This is a genomic window from Chryseobacterium sp. TB1-D10 (genome assembly GCF_059803555.1).
The window spans coordinates 71,097-88,292 of sequence record NZ_JAPFHB010000003.1 but is presented as its reverse complement, the minus strand read 5'-3'; the positions used below and the strand labels follow the sequence as shown (position 1 = coordinate 88,292).

Genomic DNA, 17,196 nt, shown 5'->3' with positions numbered 1-17,196 from the left:
CAACTGCTAATAGTATGTACCAAGTGTTCCAATTTTTAAGTTGATTCTTCATCAGTTTTTCTGTGCAGATAAAAAGTTTAAAAATAAACGTGCGGCGCCAACATTTCCTGCAGGCAGCTGTCTGAAAAATGACAATGGTGTATAAATAAAATTACCCTTTCCGTATTTGGCATATAAAGTTGAACCCTGCAAAGGTTCTTCACCTGTATCGTGCATTTCAAAAAGTGGTTCATATGCTGCATCCCATTGCTCAGGGAAATAGGCACCACGTTCCTGTATCCAACCATTGAAATCATCCGCAGTAATTTTGTTCGGGAAGTTCAGTAATTTATGATTTGGATTTAAAAATGTAACCTCAGCATTTTCTTCGGTAACACGTTTATTGGCAATACTGAAATTGTATATTCCCAGTTTATCAACGATTGTATCCTGATTGGTGTTATACTGCATCACCAAATTACCTCCGCCTTTTACGTAAGACCATAAAAAAGGCATCCAGCGACCTAACTTTTTCTCTGTGTTATTGGCACGAACACCCAATATAATTGCGTCATATTGCGACAACTTGTTTTGACTACCAGATCCATCCGAATTGCCATAAAAATCTTCGTCTTTCAAAACATCTACCTGAATACCAGTAGTCCGCAGGAACTCAGGAATAAAATCGCCCGCACCTTCTATGTAACCCACTTTTTTCACCTTCGCCTGAATATCGCCTTTCATTACGATGGCAGTTGCAGGCGTAAAATATTGTAAAGAAGGTAAATGCGGATACTGAATTAATATCTGTTTTTTATTGTAAGTAATTCCATCTGAAACAAAATTGGCATCCAATTGCAAACGGGATGAGTTTATGGTGGCAAGTTTCGTTTTTGGAATAATGTAATCAACTGTAAGATCTTTTCCATTTATTGATTTTAAATCACCACCGCCTAATCGTTCTCCGTTAAAAATTAGATTGACTTTTCCATTATTGAACTGCTTTTCAGAATTTACCTTAAAGTTTAAGCTTACATTCAAATCTTCATTTTCCTTGACTAAATAAAGTGGTTGTGTAAATTTCAGTTCCAGTGCAGGAACAATGCGCAAGCCTTCGACCACATCACCCCGCACCGGATCTAATTTTTTGAAAGATAAAGGAAGTTTAACCTGAAAATTCTCCGAACCGATTTTTAAACTAAGCAAAACATTTAATGGTGATTCTGCCTCGGGCAAACCGATTAAAGTGTCATTGGGAACAGAGAAAGTTGCGGCGTCTTTGGCTGGTTTTGCCAACCAGTAAGGCTCTGTAAGTGCAGCATCTGCAGGAATCTGAATTTCGTGCTGAATGGTAATTAAAGAATCTTTTGAGAGTTTTCTGTTGAAGTTTTCAGACTGATTCAACCATTTTACATTTTCTACAACGACAGGATTTTCAGTTCTTGAAATCAGATTAAGCCTGAAATTATAATTATTCCCTGCAACAGCTTCAGCCTGATTGGTCACTACCTCACCCATAAATCCGGCACAGCTTAAAATGATATTGTCGAGAGCTTTAATTTTATCCTTTTTCAGGTCTGAATCTTTTAATGTCATTACCTTTTTTCTTAAAACAAGCAATTCAGGCAAACTCAGATCAGGTCGATTAAAATTGTAAGAGGAAATAATTTTATCTAGAGATTGGTCGATATCAGGATTTCCTTCTTTTGTCCAGGTTTTATTGATTCCGTCAAAAAGTGTTGCTTTTGCAGGCTCGCCATCAACGTGAGAAAAATATTCAGTTTTGATTCCGGCTACAGACTGTGTTCCTGCACCCTGGCTTTTATGTAAACTTCTGCTTAATCCTGCCAGTTCACCATAGCCCATTCCCAGCTGAGGATCGTATTGCCCAACAGTAACTTTCAGTTGATTTTCAGCTGTCGTATTCACCGAACCAAATCGGAAAGTATTCCATAATAAGCGTTTTGGTTGCCAAACATTGACATATTTTAGTTGATCTGGAAAAGCGTTTTTATCACCTGCCAGCTTAAAAGCTTTTTCCGCAACCACAGCCGAAGCTGCGTGCTGTCCGTGACCTGCCGCTGCAGTAGGCGGAAAACGACAAATGATTACATCAGGACGGAATTTGCGGATCACCCAGACTACATCAGCTGTAATATTATTTTCATCCCACTGTTTAAAGGTGTCGGTCGTATTTTTAGAAAACCCGAAATCAATTGCGCGGGTAAAAAACTGTTGGGCGCCGTCTAACTTCCTTGCCTCTAAAAGTTCGTGCGTTCTGATCAATCCTAATGCAGCTCCCTGCTCTGTTCCCAATAAATTCTGACCGCCATCACCTCTGGTTAAAGAAAGATAGCCAGTTTCCACATTTTGGTCGTTGATTAACCAGGAAAGCAACCCTGTATTTTCATCATCAGGATGAGCAGCAAGGTATAAAACTTTTGGTAAATGTTTAAGGGTTTTGAGTTCACGGTAAATTTCAGATGATTTTGAAGGTCGAACCTGTTGAGCCGAACAAAAAACTGTATAGAAGCTAAGGATAAATATAATGATTACTTTTTTGAACATTTGAATTTGCTTTTCGAGGCAAATATAAGTAAATGGTTTTTTTTGAACCTTGAAGAAAAAGCACTTAGAAACTCTCAAAATTCTGCTATATTTTTCATAAATCATTGTACATATAAAGCTATTAGAAATTAATTCTAAATTCGGAATTGCCAATACTTTTTTTAATTCGGCTCAGAGGAACCTAATAATCTATAGAGTGTTTGAAGATACGCCCGTCTTCGTAAGCAAAAGCCAAAAGCGCCACTTCATTAGAAATGGCGCCGTTTTTATTATAGGATTTTGCATCCTAAAACGACAGTATATTCTTGATGGTTTCTAAGTTATTTGAACCATTGAACCTAACATAAAATATGATCTTAAAATAAATAATAACTATTTATTGGACAATAATCTTCGAAGATGAAGTCAGCTTTTTTTTGATACAATGGTTTGATAGTGAATTAAATATACAATCCGATTTTAAAGGATACTGCTTAAAAATAGCCCTTAAATAATTTAAGAGCTATTTTTATTTTGCAGAAAAGCAGTTGCATTTGAAATACTTTGTCACAATTTCGAGGCTGCGGAAGAATCCAGAAACAATTGAACTTTTTTTTCATGAGATTCAATTAAACGTGCCGGATATTGATGGATCGATCCCGACTTATCCTCCAAAATATGAAATACAGCTTCTGATTTTTCTTCTCCAAAGACCAAAAATGCAATATTTTCCGAGTTATTGATCAAAGGAGCTGTCATCGTAATGCGAAACATATTCACTTCTTCTACAAATACCGATCTGATCGTAGCTTCAGCATCATATAAGACCGAAGTGTTTGGGAAAAGCGAAGCGGTATGTGAATTATCACCAAGTCCCAAAAGAATAAAATCAAATTTAACAGGTTTTCTGGCAAAATGTTTTGAAATAGAATCCCAATAGTTTTGCGCTGATTCTTCCGGTGTTCCTGAAGTATCGACTTCAAAAATATTCGATTTATTAATTTTTAAAGGATCAAATAAAGCCTCTTTTGCCATCACTGAATTTCTCTGGGGATCATCTGCAGGAACAAATCTTTCATCACCAAAGAAAAAATAGGTTTTTTCCCAATCGATTTTATTTTTAAACTTTTCGGATGCTAAAAGCTGATACAATTTCTTAGGTGAACCTCCGCCGGAAAGCACAAAATTAAACTGTCCATGATCCCTGATTGCTTTTTCTGAAGCTTCGCAAATGGTTTCCGCCAAATCGTTTATTAATTCTTTAACATCATCTAATATCTTTAAATCGTTCATCAGTTATTCTTATTTTTTTTGAGGTAAATTGATCCAGTGAAAGCCATCTTTTGCAATGAGCGCATCTGCATTTTCAGGACCCCATGAGTTTGCAGGATAATTTGGAAAACTCGTCATTTTATTATTTTCCCAATGATCGAGAACCGGCATTACCACTTCCCAAGCTGCTTCTACCTGATCTGCGCGCATAAATAAGGTCTGATCGCCCGAAATCACATCCAGCAAAAGTGTCTCATATGCCTCAGGAGAATCTGTTTTTGTTTTTTCTGAATAGTCAAATACCATATCCACCGTATTCAGGATCATCTCAAGACCCGGTGTTTTACTTTCCAGCTGAAATCTGATTGCCATATCAGGCTGAATACTGATAATTAGCCTGTTCTGTTTTGGAATCGCATGCTCGTCATTATTGAACATATTATGTGGCAATTCCCGGAATTGTATAACAATGTATGAAGCCGATTTAGAGAGCCTTTTACCTGTTCGTAAATAAAACGGAACACCTTGCCAGCGCCAGTTATCTATATTAAATTTCATCGCAGCATATGTTTCGGTATTAGAATCCGGATCGACATCAATCTCCTCACGATAACCTGCAACTTCTTTTCCTTCTACCCAACCGGAACCGTATTGCCCTCTGATAGCGGTATTATCGATCATCCCGGGAACAATTTTCCGGATCGCCTTCAAAACATCAACCTTCCGATCGCGAACAAGATCAGCATCGAAATTTATAGGCGGTTCCATCGCAATAGTACATAGCAATTGCAGCAAATGATTTTGAATCATATCCCGCAAGATTCCTGCATTGTCAAAATAACTTCCCCTGTCTTCCACACCTATTTGTTCGGTAACCGAGATCTGCACATGTTCGATATGCGTGCGGTTCCACAATGGTTCCATAATCGTATTGGCAAATCGGAAAGCCATCACATTCTGGACGACTTCCTTACCCAAATAATGGTCTATTCTGTAAATTTGCTTTTCATCAAAAATAGTCAGTAAGTTGGTGTTTAAAGCTTTTGCAGATTCCAGATCTCGTCCAAATGGTTTCTCAATAATGATGCGAGTAGTTTCCTTATTATTCTCAAGTTTGCTTTTCGAAATATTTGATGCGATGGTGCAGAACAAATCCGGCGAAACAGCGCAATAATAAAGTATCGAAGGGTTCTCATTCCATTCTTCTTTTAATTGACTTACCTTCACATAGAATTCATTATAAGAAGCTACATCATTGATATTTGCTGCCTGATAAGAAATATTTGAGGAAAATTCTGCCCATTTTTCTTTTTTAGCTTTACCAGTTCTGGAAAATTGATTGATTCCATCCAATAGTAAATCCCGATACTTATCATCACTGAATTCCGTTCTTGAAGTTCCTATGATAGAAAATTTTTCAGGTAGTCGATTTTCAAGAAAAAGGTTATATAGTGCAGGAATGATTTTCCGTTTGGTTAAATCTCCGTTTCCACCGAAAATAATTATAACTGTAGGATTTTTTTTATCTGATGTTTTTGACATTACTTATTTAATTTTTTAAAATTTGGATTAAAACAACAGCTTAATTTTTAATATTTTCCATTACCCATTTGGTATGAAATACACCTTCTTTAGCTTTCAGTTCATAAGTATGAGAACCGAAGTAATCCCGCTGTGCCTGGATAAGATTTGTCGGCATATTTTCAGATCGGAAGTCATCGAAATAGGTCAATGCTGCAGAAAATGCGGGCGTTGAAATACCATGTAATACCGCATCTGAAACGACTGTTCGGGTACTTTTAATGCTTTTAGTAAGGTTTCCCGCAACAGTTTCATCCAAAAGCAAATGCTGCAAATCTGGATTTTTATTAAAAGCTGCATAAATGTCTTCTAAAAATTCTGAACGAATAATACAGCCGCCGCGCCAAATTTTAGCAATCAGATCTAAGTTCAGATCATATTTGAATTCCTCATTCGCCTGATATAGCAAGTGCATTCCCTGAGCATAAGCGGAAACCATTGCAAAATAAAAGGCCTCCTCCAGTTGGTCACAATAGTCACCTTCACTTTTTGAATAATGCATTTCTGTCAAATCAGGATATATTTTCGAAGCCTGAACTCTCAGATTTTTTAATGAAGACAGGTCTCGCATAGAAACAGCAATGTCGATCACCGGTGTTGGCAGATGCAGATCCATTGCGGCCTGGGAAGTCCATTTACCAGTACCTTTTGCTTTAGCCTCATCTCTGATATTATCCAGCAAAAGATTTTCTTCTCCTTCATTTTTATACGCAAAAATATCAGTGGTGATCTCTAATAAGTAAGATTTTAATCTTCCTTCATTCCATTTTTTATAAACCTTATGGATTTCGTTATTATCCATTTGCAGGCCTTTTTTCATGATCTCGTAAGATTCAGAAATCAACTGCATGATTGCGTACTCAATACCATTATGGACCATTTTCACAAAATGACCTGCAGAGCCTTTTCCCATAAAAGCAACCGTAGGTTCACCATCTACATGAGCTGCGATTTTCTCAAGAATAGGTTTTAAGACTTCATAAGCTTCTTCATCGCCACCAGGCATCATACTTGGACCTCTGCGTGCGCCCTCTTCTCCACCTGAAACGCCCATTCCAACAAAATGGAAACCTTTACCTTCCAGTTCTTTATAGCGTCGTTCGGTATCTGTATAATGTGAATTCCCTCCATCGATAATAATATCTCCCTTGTCCAAAACAGCCAGCAATTCATCGATTACATTGTCAACAATTTCACCTGCCGGCACCAGCATCATTACAACTTTCGGACTTTTAAGACTATCTGTAAATTCCTTCAGATTTGAAAATCCCTGAATATTTTCATTATTAAGAGCATTTAGTGTATTTACCTTTTCGGTACTGTTGTCATATCCCGCGCAGTTATAACCGTGGTCTGCAATATTTTGTAAGAGGTTGGAACCCATTGTTCCCAAGCCTATCATCCCGAATGCATTGTTATTTTCCTGTTTCATTTTGTTACTTTAATGTAATATTTTAATACTTAGTTAAGTTATTTAATTAATGAGATTAATGGAATCAATTTTTGCTCTAAACATTGATATTTAAAATCGTTTGCTATTAAGAACGGTTTTCCAGATTATGAATTTTATCGAGCCTTCGCAAATGTCTTTCAGCTCCGATAAATTTGGCGTTGAGAAAAGCTAAAACCAACTCCTCCGCAATTGCATAACCTGTTACACGTCCGCCAAGACAAATTAAATTCATATCATCATCCTCAACGCCCTGATGTGCCGAGAAATATTCCGAAATCAATGCTGCCTGAATACCGGGAATTTTGTTGGCTGCAACACATGCTCCTACACCACTTCCACAAATCGCAATACCGCGGAAAACTTCTTTTGAAGCCACGGCCTTCGCAAGTGGAATTACATAATCCGGAAAATCATCTGAATTATTAAGTTCCATTGCACCATAATCTACCGTTTCGAACTGATTTTCAGATAAAAAAGATTTTATTTTTTCTTTAAGTTCGAAACCGCCGTGATCTGCACAGATTCCAATTTTTATGAATGCTGACATTCTAATTTTTATTTAATTCAGTAATGATATTAACCTCAAATAACAGATACTAAGTTCGTGAAAAAAATTATATGTTTTTCGAAAATAATGCAGTTGCTTTTTTTACCACATTTTCAACGCTGAATCCGTATTCTTTCAGGACTTCTTCTCCCGGAGCAGATTCACCAAATTTGTCGATTCCGATAACATCACCATCGTCGGTAGTGTATTTCATCCAGCCGATGGATGAGCCAGCTTCGACGGCCAATCGTTTGCGGATTTTTTTAGGTAAGACCTCTTCCTTGTAGGCAGAAGTTTGTTTATCGAATAAATTCCAGGAAGGCATACTTACCACACGGGCGTCGATATTATTTTTCTTCAATTCTTCCTGTGCTTTTATAATTAAATGAACCTCCGATCCACTTGCAATAAGGATGATATCGGGTTCACCTTCCGAATCTGAAAGAATGTAAGCACCTTTCTCCAGGTTTTTCGCGTTCGTATATTTCTTCTGATCGATGATCGGAATCTCCTGTCTAGTCAATGCAATGGCTACTGGTCCATCTCTGTGTTCGATGGCAACGCGCCAGGCCTGTGCTGTTTCGTTGGCATCCGCGGGACGAATGACTGTCATATTCGGAACTGAACGTAATCCAATCAGCTGTTCAACCGGCTGATGCGTTGTGCCGTCTTCCCCAAGTCCAATGCTGTCGTGTGTAAAAACCATAATCTGACGTATTTTCATAATAGCAGCCAGCCTAAGCGGCGGGCGCATATAATCTGAAAATATTAAAAATGTTGCGCCATACGGAATCAAATAATTGCTGAGAGCCATTCCGTTGAGTATAGCACCCATGGCATGTTCACGGATTCCGAAATGAAAATTACGACCGTCACGGTGTGTTGCTGAAAATGACTGATAAGCTTCAAGAACTGTATTTGTAGAGGGAGAAAGATCCGCTGAACCACCGATTAACTGAGGTAAATACTCTGCGATGGCATTCAGTGTTTTGCCTGAAGCCTTGCGTGTCGCAACATCTTCAACAGGTTCAAATACAGGCAATTTTTCTTCCCATCCTTGAGGTAATTTTCCGGAAGAGATCAACTCATATTCTTCGGCAAGATCTGGATATTTTTTCTTGTAATTTTTGAATAATTTGTTCCATTCGTCTTCATTTTTAGAAGATTCATTTCCAGCTTTGTGATAAAAATCTAAAACATCATGAGGCACAACGAAGTTTTTTTCCGGATCGAATCCGAAATTTTCTTTGACCAAACGAACCTCATCTTTACCCAAAGGAGATCCGTGTGCACCTGCAGAATCATGTTTATTTGGACTTCCGTAACCGATATGGCTGCGGACTTTTATTAAAGAAGGACGTGCGGTTTCATTTTGTGCATTTTTAATCGCAGTTGATAATGCATCAAGATCATTGATATCCGGCAGATCCTGTACGTGCCATCCATAAGCTTCAAATCTTTTAGCAACGTCTTCATCAAAAGCCAGATCAGTACCGCCTTCAATGGTGATATGGTTGCTATCATAGAAATAAATCATATTTCCCAGTCCCAAATGTCCTGCGAGCGAGGCGGCTTCTGCAGAAACGCCTTCCATAATATCACCGTCACTGCATATCGCATAAATTTTATAATCGAAAATATTGAAATCCGGTCGATTGTAACGTTCTGCCATATACTGCTGAGCAATGGCCATCCCTACTCCATTTGCAAATCCCTGTCCGAGCGGACCAGTCGTCACTTCGATTCCTGGCGTGAGTCCATATTCAGGATGACCAGCAGTGATGTTATGCAATTGTCTAAAATTTTTGATGTCGTCCAATGTAATTTTATAACCTGTCAAATATAAATAGCCGTATTGCAGCATGCAGGCATGACCACAAGAAAGGACAAACCTATCACGATTCGCCCATTGTGGATTTTGTGGATTGTAATGCATAACTTCTGACCAGAGCAAATGTCCAAGTGGTGCCAAAGCCATAGGTGTTCCTGGATGTCCTGAATTTGCTTTTTGTACTGCATCAGCTGCGAGAATCCTTACAGTATCGATACTTTTTTGAATCAAGTTTTTATTTTCCATTGTTATATTTCTGCTTAATTATTTTGTAGATAGGTAAAAAGGAAAGGATCGAAACATATGTTGATTTTTTCAATTTTCTAATTTCGAGGTGACTTTGTTTTTACAGCAAAACTGTGACCATTTTAAAGTAACCAGAGATTCAATAATTTTAATAAAATCTAATAAAGAATAAATAAGAAAATATACTTAAAAGCTTGACTCTTGATGACATTCTTAAAATTCTTAAGAATGTATATTCGCAAGGTAAAAACGCTTCAGTCTTTTCAGACCTTCAATCAAAATTTCTCTTGTACAGGCGATATTAATTCTCAAAAATCCCTCTCCTGCTTTGCCGTACATCGTTCCGGAATTAATCCAGAGTTTTTCTTCATCAAATAAAATTTTTGAAATTTCGTCCGATGTTTTATTGAAAAAACTAACATCCAGCCAAACAAGATAAGTTGCCTGTAACGGAATGACTTTGATTTCAGGTAAATTTTCCTGGCAAAATTTTAATAGAAACTGATAATTATCCCAGAGATAGATTTTCAGTTCATCGAGCCAATCCTTTCCTTTTTTATAAGCAGCGATCAATGCATCCGCGGCCATTGGATTTGGGTAACTGGTTTCTTGAATTTCTAATGTTTTATGAATTTGTTTTAAAATATTTTTATCCTGCGAAATAAGATAAGAAATCGACAAACCCGAGAGGTTGAAAGTCTTGCAGGGCGAACCGCAGGTCACAGAACTCAAATCATAATCAGCAGCAATCGAAGCAAAAGGAATGTGTTTATGATTTTCAAAAACCAAATCGGCGTGAATCTCGTCTGAAACCACCATCACTTGATGTTTAGAGCAGATTTCAGCGATTTTTTCAAGTTCAGATTTTGTCCAGACTCTTCCGACAGGATTATGTGGATTGCTAATTAAGAGCATTTTAGTTTTAGAATCGGAAGCTTTGATTTCGAGATCGTCAAAATCTATCTGATAATTTCCGTTTTCGTAAATAAGATTATTTTCAAGGAGATTGCAGCTACAACTTTCAACAATCGTGAAAAAATGATTGTAAACCGGACTTTGCAGAATAATATTTTCACCAGGTTTTAAGAACGTTCTCACAATCGCCGAAAGCGAAAGAATCATTCCCGGAACCGGCAAAAGCCATTCTTTTTCGATGGTAAACTGATGATTATCTTGCCACCAATCGATGATTGACTGATGAAAATTTTCGGGAATAAAACCGTAACCGAAAACGCCGTGCGAAACTTTTTCTGAAAGTGTTTCTATAATTTCCGGAGCTGTTTTAAAATCCATATCTGCAACCCACATTGGCAGAACTTCGGCATCTTTTGCCAAATCCCATTTTACAGAATTGGTGTTTTTGCGTGGTATGATTTCGTCAAAATTATATTTCATTTTACTTGGAGTCAAGATAATGTTTCAGGTCAGAAATTGTTTTTATTTTTAGTTCTTCGGATTGTTTTCTTCGCATCATCAATGCATAGGAATTATTAAATCCAAGTGGTTTCAGCCATTGAATTCCATATTGTTTCTGAAATTCTGAATTGACATAGTTATAAGTACTTTCTGAACTTTTTGTAACGTTAGAAAGTGTTTTTTCATCAGGCTTTAATAAAACCAAAAGTCCGGTTCCGGTATATTCGGGGTAAAAATCGATGGCATCATTCATTAATGCATCAAAGCAGATTTTTGTTCCGCCTAACCCAGTTTTTGTTTCCACTTTATAATTGGTGTAGCCTTCGATGAGCATTTTATAGATTTCTGTGAGAATGTATTGCTCGCCGAATATTTTTGAACCAATCCGAACTGTTACGGCATTTCCATTTTTTGGATTTTGGTATAATTTATTTTTAATTAAAAAATCCTTCGCAATTTTTTCAGGCGTCTTATTCAGATAATCAGATTGATAATTAAGATCTGTCATTATCGAATCATTAAATTTCCCTTCTAATAAATCCAGCGTCTTTTCAAGCTCAGGAAATTTCTGCAAAGTCTTTGTTTTAATGATAGGTGCTGCAAAATATGGTGGAAATATTTTCTTATCGTCTTCCAAAACATATAAGTCAAAAGCTTTGATCCTTCCGTCTGTAGAATATCCGCTGATGAGATCCAGCACGCCTTCATAAGCCGCTTTGTACATAATCGCATCATTCACAACTTTCGGATTGACATTCAAACCATAAACTGAGCGCAGACCTAAATCTCCATCCTGTCTCCCCATAAATTCAGGCGTGAAACCTGCTTTGAGTTTGGTATCAGATTTAGAATTAAATAAATAACCTGCGCCAATAATTACCAATATCGCAGGAAAAATATACCATAATTTACGGAGTCTCTGATATTTAATTTTTTGAAAAATAGCAATCAGCTTATCTAGCAAAATAGCCAATAATGCTGCGGGAATTGCTCCGGTGAGAATCATATTGGTATTGTTCAAAGAGATTCCGCCAAAAATAAATTCGCCCAAACCTCCTGCTGCAACGAATGAAGCTAAAGTCGCAACGCCAACATTAATTACCGCCGCAGTCCTGATTCCTGCAATGATGACAGGCATCGCCAACGGAAGTTCGACTTTAAAAAGCAACTGTTTCCGGTTCATTCCCATTGCTTTTGCTGCTTCTATAACTGCCGGGTTTACCCCTGTAATTCCCGTATAAGTATTTCTGATGATTGGTAAAAGTGCATAAATCAATAAGGCGACAATTGCCGGAGTTGCGCCAATCCCGAAAGCGGGAATCATAAAGCCTAACAAGGCAATACTCGGAATCGTCTGCAAAATTCCTGCAACACCCAAAACGGAGCCTGATAATTTCCTTTTTCTTGCGATGAGAATTCCCAATGGCAGACCGACGATGATTGCCAAAAGTAGTGACAAAAAAGTCAGTCCCAAATGTTGTGTGATTTGGGTCAATAATTTTTCGTGCTGTTCGGAAACAAACTGCCAAAGACTTTGCTGTGTCATACAATCTGTAATTTTCGGTAATCGTTGAACGCCTTCATTATTGTTTCGTAATGAGCTGTATTTTGCCGGTCTGAACTTAATTTTTGTAAAATATTCCAGATATTAGAATTTTCTGGAAAGTCGTTTTGAAAATCAGAAAGGAAAGGAATTAAATCTTTTAAAACTGTAACTTTATATTCTAGCAAAAGTCTATTTGTTGCAAAAAATTCTTTAACAAAATCATTTTCCGGATGATAAAGCATTTCTTTCGGAGTTCCGGTTTGGATGATTTTTCCTTTGTCCATAAGACAAATCCGATGTCCCAACTCAAAAGCTTCCTGAACATCGTGCGTGACCAGAATGATCGTTTTATTTTTCAATTCTTCCAAAGATTTGAATTCCGAATGAATATCGGCCTTCGTAATATTATCCAGAGCTCCGAAAGGTTCATCCATCAATAAGATTGGAGAATTCGCAATCAATGCTCTGGCAATTCCTACCCGCTGTTGTTGACCACCACTCAATTCATTGGGGAAACGGGAAAGAATATCTGTTGAAAGATTTAATTTAATTAAAAGTTCGTGAGTTCGGTCTTCTATTTTCTTTTTGTCCCATTTCAGAAGTTTTGGAACCGTTGCAATGTTTTCTTTAATAGTATAATGCGGAAACAATCCGGAATTCTGCATTACAAATCCAATTCCCATTCTTAGAATTTCAACTTTTTGATCACGGATATTTTTTCCATCAATCCAGATATTTCCGGAATCTGCTTCTATCAAGCGGTTGATCATTTTCAGAGTTGTCGTTTTTCCGCAACCGCTGGTTCCCAAAAGCACCAAAATTTCCTTATCATTTGCCTGAAAGGAAATATTGTCGACCGCTGGTTTTCCGACAAAACTTTTAGAAACAGATTCTATTTTAATCATCAAAAATTATTTAGCCAAACGGATTCCTGTGAACTGCCACTGAAGGTTTGTCGGGAAAAAATTACGATATGTGTTTCTGCTGTGACCTTTTGGTGTTGCAACTGATGCACCACGAAGGACAGTTTGATTGACCATAAATTTTCCATTATATTCTCCAACTGCGCCGGCTTCTTTTTTAAAGCCCGGATATGGCAAATAAGCAGAATTGGTCCATTCCCAACGTTTCCCCCAATCGAAATGGTTGGAGGCAACTTCCCATTCTTCTTCGGTTGGCAAACGCATTCCTTTCCAGGACGCAAAAGCGGAAGCTTCGAAGAAATTGATGTGGCAAAGTGGTTCGTTGAGATTAATTTCCTTTAAACCGTTCAAGGTGTAATGCATCCATTTTTCATCGACAAAGTGCCAATATAAAGGCGATTTTGCTTCATTTTGTTTTACCCAATCCCAACCTTCGGCGTGCCAGTGTCTGAAATTTGAATAACCTTCGGTTTTCATAAATTCCAAATATTCTCCATTTGTAATGAGCTGATTTGAAATTTCAAAATCATTCAGATACACTTTATGTCTGCCCAATTCATTATCAAAACAGAAACCTTCGCCTTCAAAACCAATTTCATAAACACCTTTATTAAACTGGATCATTTCTGAATGACTTTCAATCTCATTTTGCTGGGTAACTTCCTTTTTATAAAGAGGGAAAAGTGGGTTGTGTCCCAAAATATATTTAATATCAGTCATCAATAATTCCTGATGCTGCTGCTCGTGATTGAGACCTAATTCCAATAAAGATTCAATACTTTCATTCATCAAATTGCCTTGAAGAAAATCCTGCATTTTTTCATCGACATATTTTCGGTATTTATAAATATCAGCAACCGACGGACGGCTCAGATTTCCTCTGTCTGTACGGATTACCCTTGCTCCTACTGTTTCGTAATAACTATTGAACACAAAATTATACTGTGTATCAAGAACCTGATAATCCGGAACATTTGGCATCAGAATAAACGTTTCAAAGAACCAAGTCGTATGTCCCAAATGCCATTTCGGCGGACTTACATCCACGATTGGCTGAACTACGTAATCCTCGATTTCCAAAGGTTCACAAATGTCTACGGAATGCTGACGGATCTCCGAGTAGCGCTTTGTCCAGTTTGTAAAAGTAATTTCTTCAGTATTAAAAGTCGAATTTGTTTTCATTGGAATTAATTTAAAAAATTATACAAGCTGCCAAATAGAATCTACAAACCAGTTTTTGGAGTCGTGAATCTCATCAATGATATGAAATTTGGAATCTCTGGCGAGTTTGCTGATGTCTTCCGGAGAAAATTTTTGGGAGATTTCCATATCGATGAGTTCATTTTCCTCAAAGTTAAAAACTTCCTTTCCAATATGCACATTTTGCTGAGTGAGACTTACAAGAAAACTTTTGCAAGCTCCGGAAATCGGGTCGTAAGTCTGGTAATGCTGGAAATTGAGAACATCGAAATCGGCTTCCAGTTCGCGATTTATTCTCACAAGCAGATTCAAATTGAAAGATGAAGTAATTCCGGTTTCATCATTATAAGCATTGAGTATTGTGTGTGGATTTTTTTTCAAATCAAAACCGCCAATGAGAATATCGCCACGATTTAGCTTTCTTCTGACTTCTCTGCAGAAATGGTAAGATTCCTCCAAATCCATATTTCCGATGTTTCCGCCTAAAAACAGGACGACTTTCCGTCTTTTGGAAATGGAAGTTGCTTTGTCCAGCATATCAAAATATTCGCCTTCTAACGATACGATTTCGAGTTTGGGAATTTCGTTATTGAGTTTTTCATTAAGGACAGACAATATATTTCCTGAAATATCAATTGGCATATAAGTAAAATCGACATTTTCCTTTGTCAAATATTTTAGAAGAAAACTGGATTTCATTGCGTCCCCTGCTCCCAGTTCTATCAGGTCAAAAGGTGAATCAAGGAAATTTATAGCATCAGCAATTTTTTTCGTTTTATTTTTGAAAATATCAAGTTCACAATCGGTAAGATAATATTCGGGCATTGTCATAATCTGCTGAAAAAGCCTGTCGCCTGCTTTGTCGTAAAAATATTTTGAATATAATTGTTTTGGACTGCTTTTTAAACCATCTAAAACATCCGAAAGAAAAGTTTCCTTTGAATCGGTTTGTGTATAAACCTCAGTTTCAACCTGTGAATTCATAAATCTTGTATTTGGGTTTTTAGAGAACTACAACTATCTTGCCGCTACCATGCATTATAGAAACTTCCAGAAACTATGTACAAAACCGAGTGAAAACATTAATGCTATCCCGCGGAATAGCTGGATTTTATAATGATATGCTGATTTTGACTTTACCCGTAGCTGTGAGTAAATTTCCCCAAACTAAATCTTATTACTATAAAATTTATTATAAAATTTTAAAACTCTCCTGGCAGATTTAAAAAGGCTAACCATTAAAGTTGGTTAATAATCATCCTATTTCACTAAACTGTTAATGTAGTTTTCCAAATTCGTATATCCCGATGGTGTTACAACTGCTATATCCGAAGCATCATCAACATTCATCATATTTTTAATTTCCCATTTGTCAGGTACGCCATCTGAATCCGAATCTTTTAATTTTGAATTTTCTTGTTTTACTTCAGGTTGTCCGCCGGCATCTGCTTCAGTTTTAAAAATCTGACCTTTTTTACCAAGACTTTTAAAATAACCGATGATCCGATTATCTACATCATCACGTTTTAAAGAAGAACCGGCTTCTGCCATTACTACTTTCCATGCATCAGCAGCGGCATCTATTTTAACATTGCTTCTGGATATGGATGATGGATTTGAAACTAAAGTAGCAGTTTGCTTGATAAAATCTTCATCAGTAACCAAACGTCCGTTTACTTTGCCATCTTTATTCAGGTCTGCATAATTATCTTTATGATAAACATGATCTGTAGCAGTAAATATGCTTAAGAAATCATCGGTAGAACTAGGTCCTGCAATAAAGTAATTACCAACAATGTCCTGATAATGGTTTTGAGCAGAATGTCCTCCGATGAAAGCACTTTTACCCCAGTTGTAAACGACATTATTAATATATTCAATTTTTGCTTTTGCTTTGGGACTTCGGCTTTGGTTTCCTATCCACAGGCTGTGATGAACCGTAATATCTTCAGGATTTTCCAGCAAGGCTCCAAAACGCTGCGGATCTATACCTTCACCTATCAGGCAGTATTGAAAGGTAATATTGGTGCTGTTTTTCACATGAAGATTATCCCATCTGCCCCATTCTATAGAAACGTGGTCGAAGATAATATCCTTCAGATCATCTGCTACTACAGTACAAGCGCCCTTAGACATATTTATGCTTCCTCTGAACCTCATATATCTCACAATGGTATTGCTGCTAAAAGAGACACTGTTTCCGTAAACGGTGATGCCGGTTCCGGGTGAAGTCTGTCCTGCGATGGTAATCCCTGAGGCTACAGCTATCTTTTCTTTAATCCTGATTACACCGGCCACATCAAAAACAACTGTTCTCCCCGTCTGGCTCACTGCATCTCTGAATGAGCCTGCTCCGGCATCGTTAAGATTGGTCACATGATAAACTGTCCCGCCGCGTCCTCCGGACGCGAAGCGGCCAAAGCCCTCAGCTCCGGGAAATGCAAGTCGCTGCGCGTTAGACAATCCAAAGCATAAAGCAAAAAGTAATAGGGATAAATATTTAGAATTCATAATATTAATGTGATTGATATAAGGCTAAAATAATACGAAAGTTTAACAGCAGCATCCTGCACTCTAGGCTTACAATATCTTTCTGAATTCGCTAAAGAAAATTAAAGTTAGAAACCATTTTAGGCTTCTATCCAGAAGTACATT

The 17,196-nt window shown here is 37.4% G+C and carries 12 protein-coding genes; all 12 read right to left on the bottom strand.

Annotation, left to right across the window (positions count from 1 at the left end):
- Window positions 1-51: 51 nt before the first annotated feature.
- Window positions 52-2,547 (bottom strand): PIG-L family deacetylase, encoded by a 2,496-nt coding sequence (locus tag OPU68_RS04870; protein ID WP_498472879.1) that lies wholly within the window; start codon window positions 2,545-2,547, stop codon window positions 52-54.
- A 546-nt stretch (window positions 2,548-3,093) separates the two neighbouring features.
- Window positions 3,094-3,819 carry a 6-phosphogluconolactonase gene (gene pgl / locus OPU68_RS04865; protein WP_498472878.1) on the bottom strand — a complete coding sequence of 242 codons (726 nt, stop codon included), beginning with the start codon at window positions 3,817-3,819 and terminating at the stop codon, window positions 3,094-3,096.
- A 9-nt stretch (window positions 3,820-3,828) separates the two neighbouring features.
- Window positions 3,829-5,340: a glucose-6-phosphate dehydrogenase gene (gene zwf / locus OPU68_RS04860; RefSeq protein WP_498472877.1), complete on the bottom strand. Its 1,512-nt coding sequence runs from the start codon at window positions 5,338-5,340 to the stop codon at window positions 3,829-3,831.
- 40 nt (window positions 5,341-5,380) lie between these two features.
- Window positions 5,381-6,811 (bottom strand): NADP-dependent phosphogluconate dehydrogenase, encoded by a 1,431-nt coding sequence (gene gnd, locus OPU68_RS04855; protein WP_498472876.1) that lies wholly within the window; start codon window positions 6,809-6,811, stop codon window positions 5,381-5,383.
- Window positions 6,812-6,917: 106 nt separating this feature from the next.
- Window positions 6,918-7,379 (bottom strand): RpiB/LacA/LacB family sugar-phosphate isomerase, encoded by a 462-nt coding sequence (locus tag OPU68_RS04850; RefSeq protein WP_498472875.1) that lies wholly within the window; start codon window positions 7,377-7,379, stop codon window positions 6,918-6,920.
- Window positions 7,380-7,446: 67 nt separating this feature from the next.
- Window positions 7,447-9,456: a transketolase gene (gene tkt, locus OPU68_RS04845; protein ID WP_498472874.1), complete on the bottom strand. Its 2,010-nt coding sequence runs from the start codon at window positions 9,454-9,456 to the stop codon at window positions 7,447-7,449.
- 222 nt (window positions 9,457-9,678) lie between these two features.
- Window positions 9,679-10,851, bottom strand: a complete 1,173-nt coding sequence (locus OPU68_RS04840; protein WP_498472873.1) for a MalY/PatB family protein — start codon at window positions 10,849-10,851, stop codon at window positions 9,679-9,681.
- A 1-nt stretch (window position 10,852) separates the two neighbouring features.
- Entirely contained in the window at window positions 10,853-12,418 is a 1,566-nt protein-coding gene (locus OPU68_RS04835; RefSeq protein ID WP_498472872.1) for an ABC transporter permease/substrate-binding protein, read from the bottom strand.
- Complete coding sequence (locus tag OPU68_RS04830; protein ID WP_498472871.1) at window positions 12,415-13,323, bottom strand: ABC transporter ATP-binding protein; 909 nt, start codon at window positions 13,321-13,323, stop codon at window positions 12,415-12,417. Before OPU68_RS04830 ends, OPU68_RS04835 begins: the two co-directional genes overlap by 4 nt.
- Window positions 13,324-13,329: 6 nt before the next feature.
- The gene (gene egtB / locus OPU68_RS04825; protein WP_498472870.1) at window positions 13,330-14,523 is read right to left on the bottom strand and encodes an ergothioneine biosynthesis protein EgtB; all 1,194 of its coding nucleotides are present in this window, start codon (window positions 14,521-14,523) and stop codon (window positions 13,330-13,332) included.
- Window positions 14,524-14,541: 18 nt separating this feature from the next.
- Window positions 14,542-15,525: an L-histidine N(alpha)-methyltransferase gene (locus OPU68_RS04820; RefSeq protein WP_498472869.1), complete on the bottom strand. Its 984-nt coding sequence runs from the start codon at window positions 15,523-15,525 to the stop codon at window positions 14,542-14,544.
- Between the two features lie 276 nt (window positions 15,526-15,801).
- Window positions 15,802-17,052, bottom strand: a complete 1,251-nt coding sequence (locus OPU68_RS04815) for a pectate lyase family protein (protein WP_498472868.1) — start codon at window positions 17,050-17,052, stop codon at window positions 15,802-15,804.
- Between the last annotated feature and the right edge of the window lie 144 nt (window positions 17,053-17,196).

Bases quoted from the DNA above. Each gene is read 5' to 3' on its own strand.
- OPU68_RS04870 (WP_498472879.1), bottom strand. From the start codon at position 2,547: ATGTTCAAAAAAGTAATCATTATATTTATCCTTAGCTTCTATACAGTT.
- pgl (WP_498472878.1), bottom strand. From the start codon at position 3,819: ATGAACGATTTAAAGATATTAGATGATGTTAAAGAATTAATAAACGAT.
- zwf (WP_498472877.1), bottom strand. From the start codon at position 5,340: ATGTCAAAAACATCAGATAAAAAAAATCCTACAGTTATAATTATTTTC.
- gnd (WP_498472876.1), bottom strand. From the start codon at position 6,811: ATGAAACAGGAAAATAACAATGCATTCGGGATGATAGGCTTGGGAACA.
- OPU68_RS04850 (WP_498472875.1), bottom strand. From the start codon at position 7,379: ATGTCAGCATTCATAAAAATTGGAATCTGTGCAGATCACGGCGGTTTC.
- tkt (WP_498472874.1), bottom strand. From the start codon at position 9,456: ATGGAAAATAAAAACTTGATTCAAAAAAGTATCGATACTGTAAGGATT.
- OPU68_RS04840 (WP_498472873.1), bottom strand. From the start codon at position 10,851: ATGAAATATAATTTTGACGAAATCATACCACGCAAAAACACCAATTCT.
- OPU68_RS04835 (WP_498472872.1), bottom strand. From the start codon at position 12,418: ATGACACAGCAAAGTCTTTGGCAGTTTGTTTCCGAACAGCACGAAAAA.
- OPU68_RS04830 (WP_498472871.1), bottom strand. From the start codon at position 13,323: ATGATTAAAATAGAATCTGTTTCTAAAAGTTTTGTCGGAAAACCAGCG.
- egtB (WP_498472870.1), bottom strand. From the start codon at position 14,523: ATGAAAACAAATTCGACTTTTAATACTGAAGAAATTACTTTTACAAAC.
- OPU68_RS04820 (WP_498472869.1), bottom strand. From the start codon at position 15,525: ATGAATTCACAGGTTGAAACTGAGGTTTATACACAAACCGATTCAAAG.
- OPU68_RS04815 (WP_498472868.1), bottom strand. From the start codon at position 17,052: ATGAATTCTAAATATTTATCCCTATTACTTTTTGCTTTATGCTTTGGA.